Consider the following 24,718-nt stretch of genomic DNA (forward strand, 5'->3'; position numbering starts at 1 on the left):
CCTTCTTTTGTTGGAGCCGGGCTACGGCGCCAACCACGTCCTCAGTGCACGGAGGCACTCACGGACAGCGTCGGCGTCGACGTGCTCGTTGTCCTTGTGCGCCAGCAGCGGATCGCCCGGCCCGAAGTTCACAGCAGGGATGCCCAGTTCGCTGAAACGCGCGACGTCGGTCCACCCGTACTTGGGCTTGGGCTCGGCGCCCACTGCGGCAACGAACGACGCGGCGGCGGGGTGGTTCAGTCCGGGTCGCGCGCCGGCAGCGGCGTCCGTGCGGACGACGTCGAAGCCTTCCAGAAGGTCCCGGACGTGCGCCTCGGCCTGGTCGGGAGTCTTGTCCGGAGCGAAGCGGTAGTTGATCTCCACAACGCAGCGGTCAGGGATGACGTTGCCTGCTGTGCCGCCATTGATCTTCACCGCATTGAGGCTTTCACGGTAGTCCAGGCCATCAACGTTGATGGTCCTGGGCTCATACGCCGCCAACCGGGCAAGGATGGGAGCTGCGGCATGGATGGCGTTGACGCCCATCCATGCGCGCGCTGAGTGGGCCGTTTCGCCGATGGTGGTGGCTTCGAAGCGGCTGGTTCCATTGCAACCACCCTCCACAGTGCCGTGCGTTGGCTCCAACAGGATCGCGAAATCGCCGTGGAGCAGATCTCCGTGGTTGCGGACCAAACGGCCCAGACCACTCTTCACAGCTTCCACTTCTTCATGGTCATAGAAGACGAAAGTGACATCCTTGTCCGGCTGCCGGCCGTCGTCGAACAGTATTGCGGCCAGCGCGAGTTGCACCGCTACACCGCCCTTCATGTCCGTGGTTCCGCGGCCATAGAGCACGCCCTCGCCGGGTACACCGGACTCCCACGTCGCCGGGACCGTGCCCAAGGAGCCTTCAACGGTGGGCAGCGGCACGGTGTCCAGATGCCCGGCCAGGATGACACGTTCAGCACGGCCAAGCTCGGTGCGGGCGATGATGGCATCACCGTCCCGAACTACCGTGTAGGCCGGAATGGCGCGCAGGGTGGACTCGACGGCGTCGGCGAGTTCGGTCTCGTTGCCGGAGACGCTGTTGAAATCGATCAGCGCCGCCGTCAGCACGGCAACGTCCTGGCGCAGGTCGAGGAGGGCGGGAGCAGGGTTCAGGGTCACCCGTACAGCTTAATCCCCCGCAAGCACCACGAATGCGACCTGCACGGTGTGAGACGGGTTTTAGCCGACCTCCGACTGCTGGATACACTTGGCCCATGACTGAAACTGCTTCCTCTGCTGTGCCCGCAAACGCACCCGCTAATCACCGATCAGCTTACGGATTCGGCCTCGCCACCATCGCCACCTCGGCCTCCGGGGAAGCAACCGTGCTGGATGTCTGGTTCCCCGCTCCGGCCCTGGGCGTTGCAGCCGAGACCCTGCGCGACGTCGAAAACGCCGACCCTGCGCTCACCGCCCTCGCTGAAGAAGGCAACGATGCCGATCGTGGCACCGAGCAGAAGGTGGTCTTCGCCCAGATCGACCTCGATGCCGCGCCGGCAGATACCGCAGACGCCTACCTCCGTTTGCATCTCCTCTCGCACCGCTTGGTGAAGCCGAACAGCATCAACCTCGACGGCGTTTTCGGCAAGCTTCCCAACGTTGTATGGACCAACTTCGGTCCGGCCGCGGTGGACGGCTTCGAACTCACCCGTGCACGCCTGCGCAAGCGCGGCAACGTGGTGGTCTACGGCGTAGACAAGTTCCCGCGCATGGTTGATTACGTTGTCCCCACCGGCGTCCGCATTGCAGACGCCGACCGCGTCCGCCTGGGCGCCCACCTCGCTGAAGGCACCACCGTGATGCATGAGGGCTTCGTGAACTTCAACGCCGGCACCTTGGGCACCTCCATGGTGGAGGGCCGCATCTCCGCTGGCGTCGTGGCCGGCGACGGCACGGATGTCGGCGGCGGCGCGTCCATCATGGGCACGCTCTCCGGTGGCGGCAAGGAAAAGATCGCACTCGGCGAGCGTGTGCTTTTGGGCGCCAACTCCGGCGTGGGCATCAGCATCGGTGATGACTCAGTAGTTGAGGCCGGTCTTTACGTCACGGCCGGAACGCGAGTCCGCGTCCCGGGTCCGAAAGACGAAAACGGTGAAGACACCAGCAAGATCATCAAGGCCGTGGAACTCTCAGGCGTCCCCAACCTCCTCTTCCGCCGCAACTCCACCACCGGTGGCGTGGAAGTCCTTCCGCGCAAGGGCCAGACGGTGGAGTTGAACGAGGCACTTCACGCCAATTAGCAGGAGGACATCCGTGCGCCGGTTCCGCCGCGCCATCGTTGCGGTGCTGGCTCTGGCCCTCGTAGCAGGTGCCATTTATGCGATCGTTGCTGTGCTGCAGCGCTCCGAGACCCTGGTCACGGAGCGCTGCGTCGCCGTCGTCGGCGCCGAAACCCATGAACTGGCCACCGACCAGGCAGCGAACGCATCGCTGATCTCTGCCATCTCCGTCCAACGTGGCCTGCCGCCCAGGGCGGCGAGCATTGCGCTGGCCACCGCCATGCAGGAATCCAGGCTGCGGAACATCAACTACGGTGACCAAGCGGGACCCGATTCCCGTGGGTTGTTCCAGCAGAGGCCGTCCCAGGGCTGGGGCACCGAGGCTCAAGTCATGGACCCCGTCTACGCCACCAACGCGTTCTACGACGGCCTGGTCAAAGTACCCGGCTACGAGACCATGGAGATCACCCAGGCCGCCCAAGCAGTCCAGCGCTCCGCGTTCCCCCGCGCCTACGCCCAACACGAACCCATGGGCCGGGCCTTCGCTTCGGCGTTGACCGGCCACTCGGAATCATCGCTAAGCTGCGAACTGCGCATGCCCGAGGCGGCAGGTGACCCTGCCGCCGTCGTAAATGAACTGACGACGGCGTTCGGCACCCAAGCGGCCACGGTTCAGGGCCGTTCGGTCCAGCTGGAGGCGACCGGCACCCAAGCCTGGGCACTGGCTCATTGGGCAGTGGCGAACGCCAAGACCTTGGCCATCACGCAAGTTGACGTTGCGGGCCAGACGTGGAATCGCGAGAAGCGCGACGGTTGGCAAGCCTCGGCTGCGGCCTCCGCGGGCGTCACCATTACCGTATCCGCCCCACCTACGTGAGTTTTTGTACATCTCCTGCCCTCAAAAGCCGCCTATAAGGGCAGGAGATGTACAAAAACTCCAGTCAGGCGAGGAGTTCCACAACGGGCTGGACGTAGCTGCGGAAAACATCGGGCTCGGACAGCAACCGGTGGCTCATGATCATGGTGCTGGGTTCCAGATACCAGGCCCGCGGTTCATTAAGGGGCAGCTCGATAATGGTGAGCTCAAAGTCGCGGGAACTGCGCCCCACCTCAAGGAGCCGATCCTCCACCATCTCGTTGAGCACCTGGGTCACGCCATTGGCCTCGCGCGCGGCCTCGAGGTCTGCATATTCGTCAATCCTGTCGGTCGCCCATCCCAAGGCCGAGCCAAAGTGGGCTTGGAGGACGCGCTGCAGGGCCGGCGAATTTCCAAAAGCCTTAAAGCTCGGCGGGGCCAGCTCAGACGCCGGCTTCGGATAAGCCTTCACCAGGCTTTCCCACCATGCCTCCCATTCGGTCTTGAGGGCCTGGATGCCCCCTACGTCCGAGGTGAGATGGCTATGGTCGGCGTGACGGACCTTTGGGGCCGCGTGGGACAGGCTGGGCCTACCGGCGCCGTCCAGTCCCGCGACGTCGCGCAGGTAGAGGGCGATGAGCATCGGCCCTGACGTGTCCATGGTGATACGCCATCCCGGGCCGCCTGACTCGTGCATGCGAATTCCTCCCTTGGCAGGTCCCCGACATTTCCCAGTCTATTCCCCTTGGCTGCCCACGGTAACGGCCCTGGCCACTCCCCTCGAGTCCCGGCTAGCGAACTGTGGGGACAGCTCCCAGGGACCGCAAGTGGGCAGTGAGGACATCACTGCACATCTCAGCGGTCATCCACTCGGGCTGCAGCAGCGCGTGCATGCACAGCCCGTCCATGGTTGCCAGAAGCCGTTCAGCTTCGGTGACGAGTGTTTGGTGGGCGTCAGCTTCGCCGGGACTCAGCAACATGATCAAACGCCCGACGACGGCTGCCACAGTGCGGTGGCTGCGCGCGGCTTCGGCGGCCAGGACGGGCTTGATACGCGCTGCATGGCGGAACGCCATCCAGACGCAGGCGTCCACTGCGAGTTCCTCGTCCAGGGGCAGGACCTGGCCCAGGAGATTTAACACAGCGGCCTGCTGTTCCGGGCTACCCGGAGACTTTGCCTCCACGGCGGACATGGCTGCTTCCAAACGGTCGGCAATTCGATCGATCACGGCGCCGAAGGAGAACACCAAAAGTTCGTCGCTGCTGGAAAAGTAGTGCCGCACCGAGCCGACGGCCAGTCCGGCTTCGTCCGCTACTTCCCTCAGGGATGCCCGTTCCAGGCCATCGCTGGCGATGATCCGAAAGACAGCTTGGACAACTTCCTGGCGCCGGGCTTCGGCATCAACAATTTTGGGCACCAGTATTTTTTAGCACGAACGTGCTTCAACACCGCTCAACACAGAGCGGCGTGGCTTCGATTTCCGATAGCGTAGGAACCATGAAAATTCTTGTCACGGGTGGCACCGGCTATATCGGTTCCCACACCGTTTTGTCCCTCCAGGAAGCCGGCCATGACGTCGTCGTGCTGGATAACCTCGTGAACTCCAGCGAGGAATCCCTCCGCCGAGTGTCCGAACTCACTGGCAAGACTGCCGCGTTCCACAAGGTGGACCTGGTGGACGAGCCCGCAGTTGAGGCTGTATTCGACCAGCATCACATTGACGCCGTCATCCACTTCGCGGGGCTGAAAGCCGTGGGAGAGTCCGTCCAGGAACCCCTCGCCTACTACTACAACAACATCGTTGGCACCCTGAACCTGCTCCGCGCGATGGACAAGCACAACGTGCGCTCCATTGTCTTCAGCTCCTCTGCCACCGTATACGGCGAGCACAACCCGATCCCCTACATCGAGAAGATGGAGATCGGCGCCAACAACCCGTACGGCCGCACCAAGGAACAGATTGAGGACATCCTCTCCGACCTGGGCAACGCCGACGACCGGTGGCATATCGCACTGCTGCGCTATTTCAACCCGGTGGGCGCACACCCGTCCGGTCGCATCGGCGAAGACCCCCAGGGCATCCCCAACAACCTGGTGCCCTTCATCGCGCAGGTAGCTGTTGGACGCCGCGAAAAGCTCATGGTCTTTGGCGGTGACTACGACACCCCCGACGGCACCGCGCAGCGCGATTACATCCATGTGGTGGACCTGGCAGAGGGCCACGTAGCAGCCTTGAACTACATCGCAGAACGCGCCGGAGTCCGCCGCTGGAACCTGGGCTCAGGTCGCGGCTCCTCGGTCCTGGAGGTACTGCGTTCCTTCGAGAAGGCGGTAGGCCAGCCGATTCCTTACGAAATCACCGGTCGTCGCGCCGGCGACCTCCCCGCGTTCTGGGCCGACGCCTCCTCCGCTCTGGCGGACCTCGGCTGGTCCACCACCAAGACGGTGGATCAGATGTGCGAAGACCACTGGCGCTGGCAGAAGAACAACCCTTACGGGTACAACGCGGCCCAGCCCGCTGCGGCGAATAACGCCTGAACGGCCACCAGCCAGGCGACCAACGACGGCGGCCGCCCACCTCGCGCGAGGTGGGCGGCCGCCGTCGTTATTGACGCTTTTGCAGTATCAGTTGGCCGGGTAGTTGCGTTCCGGCTCCCCTGTGTAGAGCTGCCGCGGACGGCCGATCTTGGTCTGGGGATCGTTGATCATTTCGCGCCACTGGGCAATCCAGCCCGGGAGGCGACCAATGGCGAAGAGTACCGTGAACATCTTCTCCGGGAAGCCCATGGCCTTGTAGATGAGGCCGGTGTAGAAGTCGACGTTCGGGTACAGCTTGCGCTGGATGAAGTAGTCGTCGGCCAGGGCCTTCTCTTCGAGGCGCATGGCGATGTCCAGGAGTTCGTCGTTTCCGCCGAGCTTGCCCAGGACCTCGTGTGCCGTAGCCTTGATGATTTTGGCGCGGGGGTCGTAGTTCTTGTAGACACGGTGTCCGAAGCCCATGAGGCGGACGCCGTCTTCCTTGTTCTTGACCTTCTCCATGTAATCCTCGGGCTTGATGCCGTCAGCCTGGATCTGGCGGAGCATCTTCAGGACGGCTTCGTTGGCGCCACCGTGGGCGGGACCAAAGAGTGCGTTGATGCCTGCGGACACCGAAGCAAAGAGATTCGCGTTGGACGAACCCACCAGGCGAACGGTGGAGGTGGAACAGTTCTGCTCATGGTCGGCGTGCAGGATGAGCAGGAGGTCCAGGGCCTTGACCACCACCGGGTCCATCTCGTACTGCTCGGCGGGAAGTCCGAAGCTCAGGCGCAGGAAGTTCTCCACGAGGTTCATGGAGTTGTCCGGGTAAAGCATCGGCTGGCCGATGGACTTCTTGTGGGCGTAGGCCGCAATGACCGGCAGCTTGGCCATGAGGCGGATGGTGGAAACTTCCACGTGCTCGGCGTTGAAGGGATCCAGCGAGTCCTGGTAGAACGTGGACAGCGCCGAAACAGCCGAAGAAAGCACCGGCATGGGGTGTGCATCGCGCGGGAACCCGCCGAAGAAGCCCTTGAGCTCTTCGTGCAGGAGCGTGTGGCGGCGGATGCGCTGATCGAACTCTTCCAACTCCGTGGGAGTGGGCAGGTTGCCGTAAATCAGCAGGTAGGAAACTTCGAGGAAGCTCGAGTGCTGCGCGAGCTGCTCAATGGGGTAACCGCGGTAACGCAGGATGCCTGCGTCGCCGTCGATGTAGGTGATGGCCGAGGTGGTGGCCGCTGTGTTCATGAAGCCGGGGTCGTAGGCGACAGCGCCCGTCTGCTTCAACAGCTTGGAAACGTCGTAGCCTTCGTTTCCTTCTACAACCTGGATGCGCGGCAGTTCGAGTTCGCCGCCGGCATGGCGCAGTGTCGCGCTGGTGGTCTCAGTCATGGAGTCCCCTTCATGAGGCCTCAGGGCCTCTATCGAACGCTTGTCCAACCAACTTCTGGTGTCGCCGCCTTCGGCCCTACTGTTGCAGGGCTCCAACGGCCGAAGTGCTTTCTTAGTGAAGGCCACCATTGATAGTCAGTTAAAAAGCTACCGCCAGTAACCCTACGGAACTAATCCGTGCTGTCCGGTTACTGGCGGAATGACGCTAATAGTGGTGCAAGTCACAGCATTGTTATGCGCTGTTGCCAAGTCGTTCAACGGCGGCGTCGATCCGTTCATCGCTGCCGGTGAGGGCTACGCGGATGAATCCATTGCCCGCGTCACCGTAGAAGACCCCCGGCCCTACCACGATGCCAAGTTCAGCGAACCTGGCCACCGTATCCCAGGTGGCTTCGCCCGCCGTGGACCAGAGGTAGAGTCCCGCCTTGGATTCGTGGATCTGCAAGCCGAACTTTTCCAGTGCGGGAACAATCCGCTCGCGGCGACCCCGGTACAAGTCCTTCTGAGCCAGGACGTGGTGGGCGTCCCCCAAGGCAACGCGCATGGCTTCCTGCACAGGGAAAGGAACAATCATGCCCGCGTGTTTGCGGCTGTTGACCAAGTTGGCCATGATCGCCGAGTCACCGGCCACGAAGGCGGCGCGGTATCCCGCAAGGTTGGACTGCTTGCTCAACGAATAGACGCAGAGCAGCCCATCCGTGGACCCGCCCGTGACGCGCGGGTCAAGGATACTCGGTACGGCTTCCCCGCCACGCTGTGCGTCCCATTCTCCCCAGCCCAGTTCGGCATAGCACTCGTCCGAGGCCACTACGGCCCCAAGCTCGCGGGCCTGGCCTACGATCCTGCGGAGCGATTCCACGTCACGGACGCTGCCAGTGGGGTTGCCGGGCGAGTTGATCCAAATCAAGCGGACTTTCGCGCGGGTAGCGGGGTCTAATTCGTCCAGGTCATCCGCGGCCACAGCGGTCGCGCCGGCCAAGGAAGCGCCGATGTCGTACGTGGGGTAGGCCACGGTCGGCCGTACCACCACGTCGCCCGCGCTCAGCCCGAGCAGGAACGGCAGCCAGGCCACGAGTTCCTTGGAACCAACCGTCGGCATGACATCCTTGGGGTCCAATCCGGGCACGCCGCGGCGGCTGGCAAACCAGTCAACCACGGCCTGGCGCAGGGCCTCCGTGCCGTGGACTGTGGGATAGCCGTGGGCATCCGCGGCCGCGGCAAGGGCGTCGCGGATCAAGCCGGGAGTGGGATCCACCGGCGTGCCGATGGAAAGATTCACTGCGCCCGCGGGGTGCTTGGCAGCCGTGGCAACGTAGGGCGCCATGGCCTCCCACGGGTAGTCAGGCAGGTTCAGGCCGAAAGCCGGCGCTGCGGAAATCAGGGAAGCCACCGCCCTTAGTGGTCTTGGTTCTGCAGGGGCAGTGCTGCGATGAAGGGGTGGTCCTTGCCGGTGTTGCCGATCTTGGCGGCGCCACCGGGCGAGCCGAGGTCGTCGAAGAACTCGACGTTGGCCTTGTAATAGTCAGCCCATTCCTCCGGGGTGTCATCCTCGTAGTAGATGGCCTCAACAGGGCACACGGGCTCACAGGCACCACAGTCGACGCATTCATCGGGGTGGATGTAGAGGGAACGCTCACCTTCGTAAATGCAGTCGACCGGGCACTCTTCAATACACGCCTTGTCCTTGACATCCACACACGGCTGCGCGATTACGTACGTCACGTCCCAGACCTCTCCACGGTTTGTCCCGGCGATAGCCGGGGTAAATCTGCCGGCATCATGCCGGGCACTCAACTTCCGAGCCTATTATCCAACAGTGCGCTGACGCCAACCTAGCCCGCGTCTTAGTATGAAACGGTGACTCCCCCGCATTTGCCACCCCGCCAGTTCCTTCTGAGTGCAGAACCCGGCATCCGGGTGGTGGTCCGGTACAGGATCGCCGACGGCCTCACGGACGCATTGGGCTACCTGCTGGACGCCAGCGAAAACAGTTGCACCGTACGGACCCGGACGTCCGACGTCGAAATCCCCCTTGCGATGGTCATCGCGGCAAAAGAGGTTCCACCGCCACCGCAGCGTCCCAAGCCGCTTTAGCGTCCTGCCCCTGCCTGCGCCAGGGGCAGGCGGAGCCGACTCGCTGCCACGAGCATGACCAGCGTAACCCCGCCGATGCCGAAGACCCACACATTGCCCAGCGTATCGCCAAGCACCAATTGCTTGGCGGGTCCCGCAGATGACACGACGCCGACGGCGGCGTAGCTCACCACTCCGGCTATCGCCGTCGGGAGAATCGAGCGGGACCAGGCAGCCAGCCATAGCTGCACGGAGGCCAGCAGCAACAAAGATGCAACGACTCCCCATGAGACCTCGACGCCGGACCACAGCGCCGTCTGCCGGTGCAGAGCCGTCCCTGCCGCCGCAACGAAAAGAGCCGCCAGCACGGCCGCGGCAATGCCACGGGCCGCACTGGCGACTCCTCTCATCATTCAGCTGTTCCTGACGGGTTCAGACCTGTACAGGCTAGGACTTGGCGCGGGCGCGGTTGGCCTTGGCGCGCTCGTTGGAGTCCAGGATGACCTTGCGGATGCGGATATCCTCCGGCGTCACCTCAACGCACTCGTCCTCGCGGGCGAATTCGAGGGACTCTTCGAGGGTGAGGTCGCGCGGGGGCGTCAGGTTCTCGAAGGAGTCGGAGGAAGCTGCACGCATGTTGGTGAGCTTCTTTTCCTTGGTGATGTTGACGTCCATGTCGTCAGCGCGTGAGTTCTCGCCGACGATCATGCCTTCGTAAACCTCGGACGTGGGCTTCACGAAGAAGGAACCGCGTTCCTGCAGGTTGATCATGGCGAACGGCGTCACAACACCGGCGCGGTCGGCGATCATCGAACCGTTGGTGCGGTATTCGATGGGGCCGGCCCACGGCTCGTAGCCTTCGGAGATCGAGGCAGCGATACCGGCACCGCGAGTATCCGTGAGGAACTTGGTGCGGAAGCCGATGAGGCCACGTGCCGGAACGATGAACTCCATGCGGCACCAGCCGGTACCGTGGTTGGCCATGTTGGTCATACGGCCCTTGCGGGCGGCCATGAGCTGCGTGACGGAGCCGAGGTACTCTTCCGGTACGTCGATGGTCATGTGTTCCATCGGCTCGTGGATCTTGCCGTCGATGGTCTTGGTGACAACCTGCGGCTTGCCGACGGTCAGCTCAAAGCCTTCGCGGCGCATCTGCTCAACCAGGATGGCCAGCGCGAGCTCGCCACGGCCCTGGACTTCCCAAGCGTCGGGACGCTCGGTGGGGAGGACCTTGATGGAGACGTTACCGATCAGTTCCTTGTCCAGGCGATCCTTCACCTGGCGCGCGGTGACCTTGGCACCCTTGACCTTGCCGGCCAGCGGCGAGGTGTTGATGCCGATGGTCATGGAGATCGCGGGATCGTCCACGGTGATCAGCGGCAGCGGCTGCGGGTTCTCCGCGTCGGTGAGGGTTTCACCGATGGTGATTTCCTCGATGCCGGCGACGGCGACGATTTCACCCGGACCGGCAGATTCGGCAGGAACGCGGGTGAGCGCCTTGGTGGCGAGCAGTTCGGTGATCTTGACGTTCTTGAGCTCGCCGTTGGCGCGTGCCCAGGCAACGGTCTGGCCCTTGCGGAGCGTGCCGTTGTAGATGCGGAGCAGGGCGAGGCGGCCAAGGAACGGCGAGGCGTCCAGGTTGGTCACGTGTGCCTGCAGCACGCCGTCCGGGTTGTACGTCGGAGCAGGGATGTGCTCGATGATCGTCTTGAAGAGGGGCTCGAGGTCCTCGTTCTCCGGAGCCGAGCCGTTGTCCGGCTGCTCCAGGGATGCGCGGCCAACCTTGGCGGCCGCGTAGACGACGGGAACTTCGAGGACCTTGTCCAGGTCGAGGTCCGGGACTTCGTCAGCGAGGTCCGAAGCCAAGCCGAGGAGCAGGTCCATGGACTCGTGGACAACCTCATCGATACGGGCGTCAGGACGGTCGGTCTTGTTGACCAGGAGAATGACCGGCAGGTGTGCGGCAAGGGCCTTGCGCAGCACGAAGCGGGTCTGGGGCAGGGGACCCTCGGAGGAGTCAACCAGCAGGACGACGCCGTCAACCATGGAGAGACCGCGCTCTACCTCGCCACCGAAGTCGGCGTGGCCGGGGGTGTCGATGACGTTGATGGTGATGGTCTCGCCGTTGGACGACGGGCCGTTGTAGGCAACCGTGGTGTTCTTCGCGAGGATGGTGATGCCCTTTTCGCGCTCCAGGTCACCGGAGTCCATGACGCGGTCCTCAACCTCACCGTGGGAAGCGAAGGAGTTGGTCTGCTTGAGCATGGCGTCGACCAGGGTGGTCTTACCGTGGTCAACGTGTGCGACGATCGCGACGTTGCGCAGATCGCTCCGCGACGCAGTGTTGGTGATGGTTTCAGACATGCGTTAATGACTCGTTTCAGTGGTGAAGTCAGCTGTTTGTATCCGCGCGCATACCTGATCGACTTGATCGGAACACACAGCGAAAAGACCCCGGGACACAGGGCACCTGCATCCAGTCTAAACGCAGTTGCATTTCTGAGCCTAAAAAGCAAGCCATTTGGCACTATGATGTGGCGCGGGTCACAGGCATCACGCTTTAATATCCGCAACTCCAGATGCTGGATTTTCCCGGCTGCGTGCCCCATGATTGCTCCAGAACCAGTGCCACACGGAGACCAACGATGCGCAAAGCCTCGGCCGCGTTCCGCACGCTCGCACCATTGATCGCCGTCGGCGTTCTCCTGGTGGGCTGCGGACCAAACCAAGCAAACCCCCAAGCTGCCCCCACGCGATCAGTCGCGCCTGGACCCGCCCAGACGGCCGCTGCGGACAAACCGCTCAGGAGCGCCGCGGAACCCAGCGCGCTGAACCTTCCCGTGGGCTCGCTGTACAAGAACCCGGCAAACAATCGCAACGAACTTGTCCTGGCCGACGTCCGGCACACGGCTGTGCTGATCGGGGACTCGCAGACCATGCCCAAAGACTCCTGGCCACAGCAGGGTGTTGCAGCTTTGGGCTACAAGCTGCACGTTGTAGGCATGGGCGGCACGGGATTCGTGGCTGCCAACGGCAAGACAGGTAACTACATCGACGCATTGCAGCGTGGTGACTGGGTGCTCCCCTACGGCGACCCGCCCATGATCGTGGTGCAGGGAGGCGGCAACGATGCCTCCCAGAAGGCTACCGATGCCCAGATCACCAGCAACGCAGATCGACTGCTGGCGGCATTGAAGAAGCGCTACCCCGGCGCCACCATCGCCATGATCGGTACCTTGGCGCGGGGGGCAAACAACGGTGGCGGCCGTCGCACCGAGGTGGACGCACTCCTGGGACGAATCTCAGCCAAACACGCGATCCCGTTCGTGAGCACCGGCGATTGGCTGACCCGCTACGACGCGGTCGCAGACCTTCAGGATGGCGTCCACATGAAACCATCGGGGCATACGAAACTCGGCTCCATCCTGGCCCGCGAACTCGCCGCGCTGGGGCTCACAGCCCGGCCGGACACCGCGGCCTCCGCAGCGGTATCTGCACCCGCGCAATAGAGCGCGTTGCGAGGCCCGCTCTGCGCGCTTCGCGAGCGCTTTAGCGTGCACAGCAGGCCCCACAATGCGACGTTAACGGCAAGAGCCGGTGGTTCCCTTGGCGGGAACCACCGGCTCTGTTGCTGCTCGGCGAAGGAAAACTACGACGCCGGTCAGGCCACCGCAGGCGGCAGGAGGAGCGAACCGCCGGGGATGGCATCCAGGAGGGCCTGGGTGTAGGCCTCACGGGGGTTGTCGAAGACATCATCCGTGCTGCCCGTCTCCACGAGCTTGCCCTTCTCCATCACGCAAACGTGATCCGCGATCTGGCGAACTACTGCGAGGTCGTGGGTGATGAAGAGGTAGGTCAGCCCCAGGTTGTCCTGGAGATCAGCCAACAAGTTCAGCACCTGGGCCTGGACGAGGACGTCCAGGGCGGAGACCGCTTCATCGCAAATGATGACTTCGGGATCCAAAGCCAGAGCACGGGCAATCGCAATGCGCTGACGCTGGCCACCTGAAAGTTCGTTCGGGTACCTCTGCATCATGGACTGAGGCAAAGCCACCTGGTCAAGGAGCTCGCGTACCTTCTTCTCGCGGCTGGCCGCGTTACCGATCTTGTGTACACGCAGTGGCTCTTCGATGGTCCTGAAGATGTTGTACATCGGGTCCAGGGAGCCATATGGGTCTTGGAAGATCGGCTGCACGCGGCGACGGAACTTGAAGAGTTCCTTGCCCTTTAGCCCTGCCGTGTCCACACCGTCAAAGACGATCTGGCCCTCAGTGGGCTTTTCCAGCTGAAGGACCATTTTGGCAACCGTGGACTTACCAGAGCCGGACTCCCCCACAATTGCCGTGGTGGTGCCGCGCTTGACGTTGAAGCTGACATCGTCAACCGCAGCAAAGTCCGCAGACTGCCCGATCCCCTGACGCAGCTTGTAGATCTTGCGCAGGTTCTTGATCTGGAGGACCTCGTCCTGGGCGCGATCCTGCGCAGCGGCCACGGGTGCCAGCAGGTCGCCGGCTTCCACACCCTGTTCCTTGGCCACCTGAATGCGGCGTGATGCCAAGGAAGGTGCCGACTCAACCAAGCGCCGGGTGTAGGGGTGCTGGGGGTTGCGGAGGAGATCCAGGGAAGGACCGGCCTCGACCACGTTGCCCTGGTACATGACGATCACTTTGTCAGCGCGTTCGGCCGCAAGGCCGAGGTCGTGCGTGATCAGCAGCACGGAGGTGCCGAGTTCCGTGGTCATTTTATCCAGGTGGTCCAAAATCCTGCGCTGGACCGTGACATCCAAAGCAGACGTTGGTTCGTCTGCGATCAGCAGCTTGGGCTGGCAGCTCAAGCCGATGGCGATGAGCGCCCGCTGGCGCATACCGCCCGAGAATTCGTGCGGGTACTGCTTTGCGCGGCGTGCAGCATCAGGAAGACCAGCTTCCGCGAGGACGCGGGCAACGTCCTCCGGGCCGTCCGGACGACCGTTGGCCTTCAGGGTTTCCCGAACCTGGTAGCCAATCTTCCACACCGGGTTCAGGTTGGACATGGGATCCTGGGGAACCATGCCAATATGGCTGCCACGGAGCTCAATCATGCGCTTTTCCGACGCATGGGCGATGTCCTCGCCGTCGAGCAGAATCTGCCCAGCCGAGACGCGGCCGTTGTTGGGCAAAAGACCGATGGCGGCCAGCGCCGTCGTCGATTTTCCTGAACCAGACTCCCCCACAATGGCGACCGTCTCGCCCGGCATGATGGACAAATGGGCGTTCTTAACCGCCTTGACCTCACCGGAACCGGTCTTGAAAGTGATGGCCAGGTCCTTGATCTCAAGGATGGGCCGTACTGGTGCCGTGGCTTCATCAATGCTGACGTTGACAGAATTCATGGTCGCCTCCTTAGCGCTGACGGCTCTTGGGATCAAGAGCATCGCGGACGGCGTCGCCAAGCATGATGAAGCTCAGGACGGTGATGGACAGGGCGGCTGCCGGATAGAGCAGGATTCCGGGGTTGGTGCGGATGGATGCGTTGGCTGCGGAAATGTCGTTACCCCACGACATCACGCTTCCAGGCAGACCGACACCGAGGAATGACAGCGTGGCTTCAAGGACAATGAAGACGCCCAATTCCAAAGTGGCCAGCACAATCACGGGAGCCAGTGCGTTCGGCAATGCGTGCTTTACCAGGGCGCCGAACTTGGACACACCCAAGGAGCGGGCCGCGGTGACGAAGTCCGCATTGCGCACCTCAATGACGGCGCCTCTGGTGATGCGGGCCATTTGGGGCCATGCCAGCAAGGAGATCGTCAGGACCACAGTCCACACGCTTCTGTTCTCGCGGAACAACGGGAGCTGCGTGATGACCAGGGCGCCGAGGATGATCGGCAGGGCGAAGAAGATATCGCCAAGACGCGCAAGGACCGAATCCAGCCAGCCGCCGTAGTACCCGGCCAACGCACCAAGGGTGACACCGATGATGACGACGGCAAGTACGGACAGGACGCCGACGGACAAGGAGGCCTGTGTACCGTGGATTACGCGGGAATAGACATCGCAGCCTTGCAGCGTAAAGCCCAGGGGGTGGCCCGCCGTGGGCGCGCCCTCGGAGTTCGCCAACTGGCAGTCGCTGTTGGGCTCCACACTGGTGAAGAGTCCTGGGAAAAGTGCAACGACCACAAGCAGCAGGATCAGCAGCGAGGAAACGATGAACAGGGGGCGGCGGCGAAGCTTGCGCCACGCATCGGCCCAGAGGCTCAGGGGCGCCTGATCTGTCTTGACAGCATCAGTGGCCAGAAGCGGTGTCTCCTCGACGGGAGCTACGAAGTGTTCAGTATTACTGGTCATAGCGGATCCTCGGGTCAAGCCAGGCGTACAGGAGGTCAACCAAGAGGTTGGTGATGACAAAGACCAGGACCAGGACGCTCACAATGGCAACGATGGTTGGGCCTTCGCTTCGCTGGATGGCCTGGAAGAGTTTGTTTCCCACTCCGGGGACGTTGAAGATGCCCTCGGTGACGATGGCACCACCCATGAGCCCGCCAAGGTTGGCGCCCAGGTAAGTCACCACGGGAATCAGCGAGTTCCTGAGGATGTGCGCAATAACGACGCGGGGCCGGGAAAGTCCTTTCGCCGTTGCCGTACGCACATAGTCGGCGTTCATGTTCTCACTGACGGAGGCGCGGGTAAGACGGAGCACATAGGCAAAAGAGACGAGTCCCAGCACAATTGCCGGAAGAATCAGGTTGCCCCAGTCGGCATTGGCACCCACTGTGGGTTTTGCCCAGCCAAGTTGGACGCCAAACACCAGCTGGAAGACGAAGCCCAGGACGAAGGTCGGAACAGCGATCACCAGGAGCGAGACCACAAGGACCGTGGAGTCGAACAGCTTGCCCTTCTTGAGGCCGGCGAAGACACCGAAGGCGATGCCGAAGACAGCCTGGATGATCAGGGCCTCGATGGCGAGCATTGCCGTGACGGGGAAAGCCCTGGCCAAAGAGTCGGCGATGGGCTGCTGGGTGAAGTCAACGCCCAGGTTGAAGGTGAAGAGGTTCTTAATGAAGAGCCCGTATTGAACCCAGAATGGCTGGTCCAGGTTGTACTGGGCGCGCAGGGCGTCGATGACGCTCTGCGGTGGCTGGCGCTCCCCGAAGAGGGCGGCGATCGGATCGCCGGGTAGCGCGAAGACCATGTAATAAACGAGGAGGGTGGTCCCCAGGAAAACCGGGATGACCTGGAGGAGCCTACGGAAAATAAAGCGAACCACGGGTCACCCCTCTCCGGTGGTCGGGCATTGGTGTGTCATGTGTGCCTTCCTGCCAAGCAAGCAAGGGGGGCCCGGCGCATTGGCCGGACCCCCGTTGCCTTACGGCAAGTTCAGATCCTGAGGACTACTTGGCCTCGATGTCGAAGTAACGGATGCCGCCGTTCCAGCCGGTTTCAGCTGAGACAACGTTGTTGCTCCAAACGATCGGGGTTGCCCGGTACCACAACGGCAGGCCGGGGAGGTCCTTGAACAGGATCTCCTGTGCCTGGTTGAACTTGGCATTGGCGTCTTCCGGAGTCTTGGCTGCAAGACCTTCCTTGAGGAGCTTGTCGAACTCAGGGTTCGTGTACTTCTCGTAGTTGGACGAGGCGTTGGTTGCCCATACAGGTCCGAGGAAGTTGTAGAGCGACGGGTAGTCACCCTGCCAGCCGGCGCGGGTCAGGCCCGGGAGGGACTGCGACTTGCGCAGGTCCAGAACTTCAGCGAACTTGGCGAACGGCTGGATTTCAGCCTCGATGCCGAGGTTGTTCTTGAAACCGTTGGCTACAGCGTCGATCCATTCCTTGTTGCCACCGTCAGTGTTGGAGGCGATCAGGAGCGGCTTGGAACCGTCGTACGGCTTGATCTTCTCGGCCTGGGCCCAGAGATCCTTGGCCTTGGCGGCATCGAACTTCAGGACGTCGCTGCCGGGGATGGCGTCGTTGTAGCCGTCGAGCACGGGGGCCGTGAACTCGGTGGCCGGGGTACGCGTGCCGTTGAAGATCACCTTGGTGATCTCCTCGCGGTTGATGGCGTGGGACAGCGCCTGGCGACGCAGAAGACCGGCTTCACCCTGGAAGTTCGGGTTGTAGTTCGGGATGTTCAAGGTGGAGTTGTTGGCGTTCGGGCGCGTGGAGTTACGGTCCGGGAAGTCCGTGGTGTAGGTCTTCAGGGCGTTGGACGGCACGACGTCGGTGATGTCGAGGTTGTCAGCCTGGAGATCCGTGTATGCGGGGCCCGGATCGGTGTAGAACTTGAACGTCACGCCACCGTTCTTGGCAGCGCGGGGACCCGTGTAGTCAGGGTTCTTTACGAGGGAAATGGACTGGTCGTGTACCCAGGCGCCTTCCTTCTCGAACTTGTACGGGCCGTTGCCGATCGGGTTCTCGCCAAACTTCTTGGAATCCTTCAGCGCCTCCGAGGGAAGCGGGTAGAAGGCGGAGTAGCCGAGGCGCAGGGACCAGTCAGCTTCGGGCTGGGTCAGCTTGACCGTAATGGTCTGGTCGTCAGTGGCAGCCAGGCCGGACATCGTCTGTGCGGTGGGTGCCGGCGTCGAGGTCTTCTTGCCGTCGGCGGAAGTGGTCTCGGTGACTGCGCTGACATCGGCGTAGCCTTCGATGGATTCGAAGAAGAAGCCGTTGTTCTGGAGGTTGGTGCTCAGTGCGGCGAAGTTCCAGGAGTCCACGAAGGTCTTGGCCGTGACGGGCTCGCCGTTGGTGAACTTGGAGCCGGACTTGACCTTGATGGTCCAGTTCTGCGAATCGGTGGTTTCGATCGACTCCGCCAGCGCGTTGACGGGCTTGCCGTCCGAGTCGTAGGCGCGAAGGCCTTCGAAGAGCAGCTCGACGACGCGGCCACCGTACACCTCGTTGGTGTTGGCCGGCAGCAGCGGGTTCTGCGGTTCGTTGCTGTATGCGGAAATGACCTTGTTCGGGTCAGTCGCGGCAGAGCTGTTCGTGTTGCTGCCGCCACCGCCGCCGCAACCGGTTACTGCGAGGGCGATGATCGCCGCTACGCCTAGAGCTTTGGAAGTGCGCGAGAAACGCATTCCGCCTCCTATGAGTCGTGGAGTTGAGCAGGGGAAATTCGTGATTGCCCCCAGGCACAGGCACAGTTTCCTACTGTGACGTTGCCTACATGTGTGTGTAAGCCTACCCACATTGCGTCCGGATGTTGGGACTTGCTGGCCAAACTGTAACCGTTCCGCAACCTCTGGATGCCTAATTTGCAAGGAATTTCAAGTCAAACGCTACCCGGTGGTAATATTCGCTGTCTGACAGCAGGACAGGACGGTTTTGGGGTAAAAAAGGACCCCGGCTCTGTTGAACCAGGGTCCTTCTAAAAAGCGGTAAGCGGCATTTGCCTAGACCAGCTGCCTAGACGTTGAAGCGGAACTCCACCACGTCGCCGTCGGCCATCACGTACTCTTTGCCTTCGATGCGAACCTTGCCACGGGACTTTGCCTCGGCCATGGAACCGGCATCGATGAGGTCGTCGAAGGAGACAACTTCGGCTTTGATGAAGCCGCGCTGGAAATCGGAGTGGATCACACCGGCTGCCTGCGGCGCAGTGTCACCCTGGCGGATGGTCCACGCACGGGTTTCCTTGGGACCGGCCGTGAGGTAAGTCTGCAAGCCGAGGGTGTGGAACCCAACCCGGGCCAACTGGTCCAGGCCGGATTCGCTCTGCCCGTTCATTTCCAGCATCTCGCGGGCTTCTTCCTCCTCCAGTTCAACGAGGTCGGCTTCGAGCTTGGCGTCAAGGAACACGGCGTCTGCCGGGGCAACCAGTGCACGCAGTTCGTCCTGCTTTGCCGGATCGCCAAGGATGCCTTCATCGGCGTTGAACACGTAGATGAACGGCTTGGCGGTCAGGAGGCCAAGCTCCTTGAGATGCCCCATCTCCAGCTTGTCGCTCTTGATCGAAGAGAAGATGGTGTCGCCGCGTTCCAGAACTGCCTGGGCTGCCTTGATGGCGGCCAGTTCGGCTGCTTCGCGCTTCTTGATCTTGACTTCTTTTTCGATGCGCGGGATGGCGTTTTCGATGGTCTGGAGGTCAGCCAGGATCAGCTCAGTGTTGATGGTCTCCATGTCGGAGCGCGGATCAACCTTGCCGTCCACGTGAATAACATCGGGGTCATCGAACACGCGGACAACCTGGGCGATGGCCTCGGCCTCGCGGATATTGGCGAGGAACTTGTTGCCAAGTCCTTCGCCCTCGGACGCGCCCTTCACGATGCCGGCGATATCCACGAAGGACACCGGCGCGGGCAGCAACTTCTGCGAACCGAAGATCTCGGCCAGCTTCGCCAAACGTGGATCCGGCAGGTTGACCACGCCGACGTTCGGTTCGATAGTTGCGAACGGATAGTTCGCAGCGAGCACCTGGTTGCGGGTCAGTGCGTTGAAAAGGGTTGATTTGCCGACGTTGGGCAGTCCGACGATGCCAATAGTAAGAGCCACGAGCATTGATTCTACCCGCTGGACCCTTGTCCATGCTTGTTGGCTCGTGCTGTGGCGACGACCACGGCAGCAACCTCGCTAAAACTGTCGCACCCCTGTGACAGGGTTGCCACATGGATGGATTTGGATTGGTCTTGGCCCTGCTCATGCTGCTGATAGGCGCCTTCGTGGGTCTCGCAGCAGGCTACGTCGTCTTTCGACGCCGGGGCGCCGGCTTGGAAGAGGATTTCGACGCCGTTTCGTCGCGGCTGTCGGAAGTGACGGCGCAGCTCGCAGCCGCCGACGCCGAACGCCGGCTCTTGATGACACAGAACCGGGAGTTGAGCGCAGCAAGGAACTCGGATGGCAGTGTTCTGCGCGCCCTTGGCCCAGTGGCTGAGAAGCTGACAGCGGTACAGCAACAGGTTTCGCTCCTGGAACGCGACAGGGTGGAGCAATACGGACAGCTTGCCCAACAACTGCAGGACGCCCGCCTGTCGGACGAACAACTCCTGCGTTCAACACACGCATTGGCCTCTGCCCTTCGCTCCAACAGTGCACGTGGCCAGTGGGGCGAAGTCCAGCTTCGCAGGGTCGTGGAAGCCTCGGGGATGCTGCGGCACGTCGATTTCCATGAGCAGGTCCATTCCGGCCGCAGCGAGAACACCTTGCGGCCGGACCTTGTGGTCCAGCTGCCCGGCGGCAAGCAATTGGTGGTGGATGCGAAGGTCCCCTTGGCCTCGTACCTCTCGGCGCAGGAACAACTGCATGGTGATGGTGCCTTCGGTGAATCAGTAACCCAAGGCTCCAACCGCGACTCCAAGACGCTTCTGGCGCAGCATGCAAAAGCACTCAAGGCCCATATAGATGCCCTGGCAGCAAAGAAGTACTGGGACATTCCCGGGAACTCCCCCGAACTGGTGATCTGCTTCCTCCCGGCCGAGTCCATCCTGGCGTCGGCTCTGGAAGCCGATCCGGGATTGTTGGAACACGCCCTCTCCAGGAACGTTGTCCTGGCCTCTCCTGGCACACTCCTCGCGGTCCTCAAGTCGGTGGCCTTCACATGGCGGCAGGATGTGTTGACGGACAGCGCCCATGAGCTGTTCGAGCTCGCCAAGCAGCTCTACGAACGGATGGGCACGCTGGGCGAGAACGTGAGCAAGCTGGGAAGTTCGCTGAAGACATCCGTGGACCGTTACAACGCCATGGTAGGCACGCTCGAGGCCCGTGTCCTGCCCACGGCGCGCAAGCTCAACACCATGGACGATGCTGGTCTGACCGCGCCCATGTCCGTGGAAGCCGTCCCACGCGCGCTGGCGGCGCCGGAGCTACTCTCCGAAGAAAGTCAGGAGTCGGCGGCCTAGCGTAGTTAAAGAGACCGGCCCGCAGTGGCGCCTCCCTGAAAGGAGGTTCCCACTGCGGGCCGGCTCTGCATATGTGGTGCTAGGACGTGGCTCGGTTTCCGCGGCCACCGAGGGCTCGCGTGACGTCGCCGGCTTTCTTCAGCGTGGCCCGCAGTTCCTTGGGCAGCGAGAACAGCAAGTCTTCCTCTGCGGTCACGACTTCCTGGACTTCGCCGTAACCGTAATCAGCCAACAGGCGCAGGACGTCCTGGACCAGTACCTCAGGAACGGAAGCACCTGACGTTACGCCGACCGTAGCAACGCCTTCGAACCAGGCTTCGTCCACTTCATTGGCAAAGTCGACTCGGTAGGAGCTCTTGGCGCCATACTCAAGGGCGACTTCAACGAGGCGGACCGAGTTGGACGAGTTGGCTGAACCCACCACGATGACCAGATCGGCCTGGGGGGCGATCTTCTTGATGGCCACCTGACGATTGGTGGTGGCATAGCAAATGTCGTCGCTGGGCGGATCCTGCAGCGTGGGGAATCGGTCCTTGAGCAAGCGGACGGTCTCCATGGTTTCATCCACGCTGAGCGTCGTCTGCGAAAGCCAAATGGTCTTCTCGGGATCGCGGACTGTGACCTTGTCTACCTCGTGGGGACCATTGATGATCTGGATGTGCTCGGGGGCTTCACCGGCCGTTCCTTCGACTTCCTCGTGGCCCTCGTGGCCGATGAGCAGGATGTCGTAGTCTTCCTTGGCGAAGCGCACAGCTTCTTTATGGACCTTGGTCACCAGCGGGCAGGTGGCGTCGATGGTGCGGAGTCCACGGTCTTCTGCGGACTGGACGACAGCCGGGGAGACGCCGTGTGCAGAGAAGATTACCAATGCGCCCTCGGGAACCTCGTCCGTCTCCTCGACAAAAATGGCTCCCTGTTCTTCCAAGGAGCTGACCACATGCACGTTGTGGACAATCTGCTTGCGGACGTAAACGGGCGGGCCGTAATGCTCCAGGGCCTTTTCCACGGCGATGACGGCCCGGTCCACTCCGGCGCAGTAACCGCGGGGAGCTGCCAACAGAACCTTCTTGGGACCCGTGACGGGCGCCGCTGCCTGTACCTCTTCCGGAGATCGCCGTCTGCGCGGCACCGTGGGCATAGGAATGGAAACTGCTGTGCTGGTCATCCCTCCATGCTACCGGCCCGGACTTTAACTGCGGGCAGAACGTGACCCTTGTCGCCCTGACACCACGGAACCGATGATGCCCACCACAAGGACAACGCCTGACACCACTGCAGCGATCAGCGTCCACTGTCCAAAACCAGTACGGGCCGCGGTGAGGAATTCCTGCTTGAACAGCTCAGCCACGCCGTTGGCGCTGGCGAGGTTCCCGACAATTCCGCCGGCGAGATCTGATCCTGCCGTCCAAAGTGCTGCAAGTGCCAAACCCCCTAATCCGAGGAACACCAACACCAGCGAGCGTCGTCGCGCTGCGGCCAGGGCCAGGAGCGATGCCAACAAAGCCCCGGCTGCTGCCAACCACCACAACGGGGCGAAAGCAGCGACGCGTTCCACGAGTTGCCGATGGGAGGGCTCCCCCAAGGACACCAGGCTTTCTGCAGGAACATCGAGCCTGATCCGGGTAGCCTCAGCGAAGTGGTCGCGTATGAGCCTCACCAGGGGACCAATATCAAGAACCAAGGCCGTGGTGGTCGCCGCTTCTTCCGTTTGCGGTGCTGCCCCAAAATTCAGCCGGTGGCTGTTTCGGACAGTTTCCTCCCATGCTGCGGGGTAGTCGCTCCACGACTGCATCCCTGTTGCAGCATTCCGCAGCGCGTCCGCCGCCAAGGACTGGATAGGTCCCGGAAGGTCCACCGAAGACTCGAACGTGCCAACCGCCGCAGCCGCGAGACGGCTTTGGAAGTCGGGATCGTTGCCCAGCCCTCCGGCGATGCGAACAAATCCCTCTTCCTTGACGATGTTCTGATCCACCCACGCGGCAGGGACAGCGACGGCGGTGAGGAGCAAGGCGAGGATCACTCCCAATGCTGAAACGAAAGTACGCAATGTCATCCTCGGGGGCTCGGGGGCTATGCCACCATCCTAGGTCTGTCCACATGGCAGGAAAAATGTCAGGGCCGGAGATCAAGCTATGGATAGAGTTGGAAGGCGGCCGGCACCCATGACCGCAAACCTAGCGAGGATAGAGATCATGCAGGCACCATCACGGCTATTGGAAAGGGCATGGACAGCTCATGTCCGCTGAACAAACGCCGGAGTCCACCCTGCCCGGAACAGCCGCAGAGACCAGTCCAGACAACCCTTGGCCGCTGCAACTCTTGTCCCGCAAGCTCAAGGCGCACATTGAGCGTGCACCGGCGGCTTGGATCGAGGGCCAGGTCATCGAGATGAACCGCCGGGGCGGCAATGCCTTCCTGACCCTGCGTGATGTTGATGCCGAAATCTCCCTGCCGGCTTCGGTGTGGTCCACCGTGCTGGACCGCCAAAAGATACCCCTGGAACGGGGTTCCCGCGTGGTTGCTTTGGTCAAGGCTGACTTCTGGGTCAAAACGGGACGCCTGAACATGTCGGTCAAAGACATCCGTCCGGTGGGCTTGGGGGACCTGTTGGCCCGAATCGAACGGCTGCGCCAGGCATTGGCAGCCGAAGGCCTGTTTGCGGATTCCCGAAAACGTAAGCTGCCACTGCTCCCCCACCGCATCGGCCTCATTACGGGCCGGGACTCCGACGCCAAGAAAGACGTCCTGCGCAACGCTGCCCTGCGTTGGCCCGCAGTTGAGTTCGACGTCCGCGAAGTCGCCGTCCAAGGCAACACAGCGGTCTCCCAAATCATCGCCGCGTTGAAAAAACTCGACGCCGATCCGCACGTTGACGTCATTGTCCTCGCCCGAGGCGGCGGCGCTTTGGAAGACCTCCTCCCGTTCAGCAACGAAGACCTCATTCGCGCCGTGTCGGCCGCCACCACCCCCATTGTCAGTGCGATCGGCCATGAAGCGGATCGACCTATCCTGGATGATGTGGCTGACCTCCGTGCGTCCACCCCCACTGATGCTGCCAAACGGATAGTGCCCGACGTCGCCGAGGAATTGGCCATGGTCCGCCAAGCGCGGGACCATCTTCGACGAAGCATCGGACGAATGGTGGATCGTGAGACGGATCGGCTCCATGCGCTGAGGTCGCGGCCAGTGCTGGCCGCTCCCGATTCGATGGTGGACGCCCGTTCGGATGATATCCACCGCCTACAACGGCGCTCCCATTCGGCAGTAAGCACCGCTGTTGTCCGCGCCCTGGACCAGGTGCATCACTTGCGGGCCCAGGTCAGGGCACTGTCACCGCAGAAGACACTTGACCGAGGTTATGCCGTAGTGCAACTCATCGGCGAGGACCAGGCAGGGTATCACGTGATCAGCAGCCCCGAGGAAGCTCCGGACGGGACCGCGCTAGCCATCCGCGTAGCCGAGGGCCGCTTCAGGGCTGTATCCACAGGCCAAGGCCAACTCGTGGAGCACTGATATTCGCGGGCATATTCGCGGGCACCGCCGTTACCACCACATCAAAGGACATCATGACCGAGAACAATTCAGCGGCCCCTTCAACGGACTCCTTGGACGCTTTGAGCTACGAGGAAGCCCGTGAACAGCTAGTGGCCGTCGTCAGCCGATTGGAGGCCGGCGGAGCCAGCCTCGAAGAATCTTTGGCTCTGTGGGAGCGGGGCGAAGCACTTGCCAAACGATGCGAGGACTGGCTTGAGGGCGCCCGCAAACGCCTGGCAACCGCCCGGGATGCCAGCAACGACGCCGGGGCTGCCGCCGGCACCGACTAG

At 62.3% G+C, this 24,718-nt stretch carries 23 protein-coding genes; 8 read left to right on the plus strand and 15 right to left on the minus strand.

Translation table 11 applies throughout. The features are described 5' to 3' along the window. Window positions 1–21 precede the first annotated feature (21 nt). Window positions 22–1,146, minus strand: coding sequence for a succinyl-diaminopimelate desuccinylase (gene dapE / locus ACR30Z_RS01825; RefSeq protein ID WP_434371061.1), 1,125 nt, complete (start codon window positions 1,144–1,146; stop codon window positions 22–24). Between the two features lie 95 nt (window positions 1,147–1,241). Here dapE and dapD point away from each other — a divergent pair, with 95 nt between their 5' ends. Together dapD and ACR30Z_RS01835 are read left to right on the plus strand one after the other, a co-directional pair. Further along, window positions 1,242–2,267 carry a 2,3,4,5-tetrahydropyridine-2,6-dicarboxylate N-succinyltransferase gene (gene dapD / locus ACR30Z_RS01830; RefSeq protein WP_144648479.1) on the plus strand — a complete coding sequence of 342 codons (1,026 nt, stop codon included), beginning with the start codon at window positions 1,242–1,244 and terminating at the stop codon, window positions 2,265–2,267. Continuing rightward, complete coding sequence (locus tag ACR30Z_RS01835) at window positions 2,263–3,123, plus strand: hypothetical protein (protein WP_434371377.1); 861 nt, start codon at window positions 2,263–2,265, stop codon at window positions 3,121–3,123. Before dapD ends, ACR30Z_RS01835 begins: the two co-directional genes overlap by 5 nt. 64 nt (window positions 3,124–3,187) lie before the next feature. On the opposite strand, the gene ACR30Z_RS01840 is transcribed toward ACR30Z_RS01835, so the two are convergent. Next, entirely contained in the window at window positions 3,188–3,799 is a 612-nt protein-coding gene (locus tag ACR30Z_RS01840) for a hypothetical protein (protein ID WP_434371062.1), read from the minus strand. Between the two features lie 94 nt (window positions 3,800–3,893). Then, window positions 3,894–4,520: a TetR/AcrR family transcriptional regulator gene (locus tag ACR30Z_RS01845; RefSeq protein ID WP_144648482.1), complete on the minus strand. Its 627-nt coding sequence runs from the start codon at window positions 4,518–4,520 to the stop codon at window positions 3,894–3,896. Window positions 4,521–4,600: 80 nt separating this feature from the next. On the opposite strand from ACR30Z_RS01845, the gene galE reads away from it, so the two are divergent. After that, window positions 4,601–5,641 (plus strand): UDP-glucose 4-epimerase GalE, encoded by a 1,041-nt coding sequence (gene galE / locus ACR30Z_RS01850; RefSeq protein ID WP_144648483.1) that lies wholly within the window; start codon window positions 4,601–4,603, stop codon window positions 5,639–5,641. A gap of 87 nt (window positions 5,642–5,728) precedes the next feature. On the opposite strand, the gene ACR30Z_RS01855 is transcribed toward galE, so the two are convergent. The 3 genes from ACR30Z_RS01855 to fdxA form a co-directional block, all read right to left on the minus strand. Then, window positions 5,729–7,012: a citrate synthase gene (locus ACR30Z_RS01855; RefSeq protein WP_144648484.1), complete on the minus strand. Its 1,284-nt coding sequence runs from the start codon at window positions 7,010–7,012 to the stop codon at window positions 5,729–5,731. A 232-nt stretch (window positions 7,013–7,244) separates the two neighbouring features. Next, the gene (dapC, locus tag ACR30Z_RS01860) at window positions 7,245–8,393 is read right to left on the minus strand and encodes a succinyldiaminopimelate transaminase (RefSeq protein WP_434371378.1); all 1,149 of its coding nucleotides are present in this window, start codon (window positions 8,391–8,393) and stop codon (window positions 7,245–7,247) included. Window positions 8,394–8,407: 14 nt separating this feature from the next. Continuing rightward, entirely contained in the window at window positions 8,408–8,734 is a 327-nt protein-coding gene (fdxA, locus tag ACR30Z_RS01865) for a ferredoxin (protein ID WP_144648485.1), read from the minus strand. A gap of 135 nt (window positions 8,735–8,869) precedes the next feature. On the opposite strand from fdxA, the gene ACR30Z_RS01870 reads away from it, so the two are divergent. Next, on the plus strand, window positions 8,870–9,106 hold the full coding sequence (locus tag ACR30Z_RS01870; RefSeq protein WP_434371063.1) for a putative acetyltransferase: 237 nt from the start codon (window positions 8,870–8,872) through the stop codon (window positions 9,104–9,106). Here the strand turns inward: ACR30Z_RS01870 and ACR30Z_RS01875 are convergent. Both ACR30Z_RS01875 and typA read right to left on the minus strand, forming a co-directional pair. Beyond that, window positions 9,103–9,498: a hypothetical protein gene (locus ACR30Z_RS01875; protein WP_434371064.1), complete on the minus strand. Its 396-nt coding sequence runs from the start codon at window positions 9,496–9,498 to the stop codon at window positions 9,103–9,105. The two genes, ACR30Z_RS01870 and ACR30Z_RS01875, sit on opposite strands and share 4 nt — an antisense overlap. A 34-nt stretch (window positions 9,499–9,532) precedes the next feature. Continuing rightward, complete coding sequence (typA, locus tag ACR30Z_RS01880) at window positions 9,533–11,449, minus strand: translational GTPase TypA (protein ID WP_434371065.1); 1,917 nt, start codon at window positions 11,447–11,449, stop codon at window positions 9,533–9,535. A 281-nt stretch (window positions 11,450–11,730) separates the two neighbouring features. Between typA and ACR30Z_RS01885 the strand changes: the two genes are divergently transcribed. Next, window positions 11,731–12,594 (plus strand): SGNH/GDSL hydrolase family protein, encoded by an 864-nt coding sequence (locus ACR30Z_RS01885; RefSeq protein WP_434371066.1) that lies wholly within the window; start codon window positions 11,731–11,733, stop codon window positions 12,592–12,594. 152 nt (window positions 12,595–12,746) lie between these two features. On the opposite strand, the gene ACR30Z_RS01890 is transcribed toward ACR30Z_RS01885, so the two are convergent. From ACR30Z_RS01890 to ychF, 5 genes are all read right to left on the minus strand, one after another. Beyond that, entirely contained in the window at window positions 12,747–14,456 is a 1,710-nt protein-coding gene (locus tag ACR30Z_RS01890) for a dipeptide ABC transporter ATP-binding protein (protein WP_144648488.1), read from the minus strand. Between the two features lie 10 nt (window positions 14,457–14,466). Continuing rightward, the gene (locus ACR30Z_RS01895) at window positions 14,467–15,411 is read right to left on the minus strand and encodes an ABC transporter permease (RefSeq protein ID WP_144648489.1); all 945 of its coding nucleotides are present in this window, start codon (window positions 15,409–15,411) and stop codon (window positions 14,467–14,469) included. After that, a complete protein-coding gene (locus tag ACR30Z_RS01900; RefSeq protein ID WP_144648490.1) occupies window positions 15,401–16,330 on the minus strand; it encodes an ABC transporter permease in 930 nt (309 codons plus the stop codon). Before ACR30Z_RS01900 ends, ACR30Z_RS01895 begins: the two co-directional genes overlap by 11 nt. A 124-nt stretch (window positions 16,331–16,454) precedes the next feature. Next, on the minus strand, window positions 16,455–18,137 hold the full coding sequence (locus ACR30Z_RS01905) for a peptide ABC transporter substrate-binding protein (RefSeq protein WP_434371067.1): 1,683 nt from the start codon (window positions 18,135–18,137) through the stop codon (window positions 16,455–16,457). 328 nt (window positions 18,138–18,465) lie between these two features. Beyond that, on the minus strand, window positions 18,466–19,551 hold the full coding sequence (gene ychF, locus ACR30Z_RS01910; RefSeq protein WP_434371068.1) for a redox-regulated ATPase YchF: 1,086 nt from the start codon (window positions 19,549–19,551) through the stop codon (window positions 18,466–18,468). A gap of 113 nt (window positions 19,552–19,664) precedes the next feature. Between ychF and ACR30Z_RS01915 the strand changes: the two genes are divergently transcribed. Then, entirely contained in the window at window positions 19,665–20,894 is a 1,230-nt protein-coding gene (locus ACR30Z_RS01915; protein WP_434371069.1) for a DNA recombination protein RmuC, read from the plus strand. 79 nt (window positions 20,895–20,973) lie between these two features. Here the strand turns inward: ACR30Z_RS01915 and ACR30Z_RS01920 are convergent, their stop codons facing one another. Both ACR30Z_RS01920 and ACR30Z_RS01925 read right to left on the minus strand, forming a co-directional pair. Then, window positions 20,974–22,059 carry a 4-hydroxy-3-methylbut-2-enyl diphosphate reductase gene (locus ACR30Z_RS01920; RefSeq protein WP_144648494.1) on the minus strand — a complete coding sequence of 362 codons (1,086 nt, stop codon included), beginning with the start codon at window positions 22,057–22,059 and terminating at the stop codon, window positions 20,974–20,976. Between the two features lie 24 nt (window positions 22,060–22,083). Beyond that, a complete protein-coding gene (locus ACR30Z_RS01925; RefSeq protein ID WP_434371070.1) occupies window positions 22,084–22,947 on the minus strand; it encodes a hypothetical protein in 864 nt (287 codons plus the stop codon). 182 nt (window positions 22,948–23,129) lie between these two features. Between ACR30Z_RS01925 and xseA the strand changes: the two genes are divergently transcribed. Both xseA and ACR30Z_RS01935 read left to right on the plus strand, forming a co-directional pair. Continuing rightward, window positions 23,130–24,407: an exodeoxyribonuclease VII large subunit gene (gene xseA, locus ACR30Z_RS01930; protein ID WP_434371071.1), complete on the plus strand. Its 1,278-nt coding sequence runs from the start codon at window positions 23,130–23,132 to the stop codon at window positions 24,405–24,407. A gap of 53 nt (window positions 24,408–24,460) precedes the next feature. Then, on the plus strand, window positions 24,461–24,718 hold the full coding sequence (locus ACR30Z_RS01935; protein WP_144648497.1) for an exodeoxyribonuclease VII small subunit: 258 nt from the start codon (window positions 24,461–24,463) through the stop codon (window positions 24,716–24,718).

Source organism: Paenarthrobacter sp. FR1 (assembly GCF_051106045.1).
Taxonomy (GTDB): Bacteria; Actinomycetota; Actinomycetes; order Actinomycetales; family Micrococcaceae; genus Arthrobacter; species Arthrobacter nitroguajacolicus_A.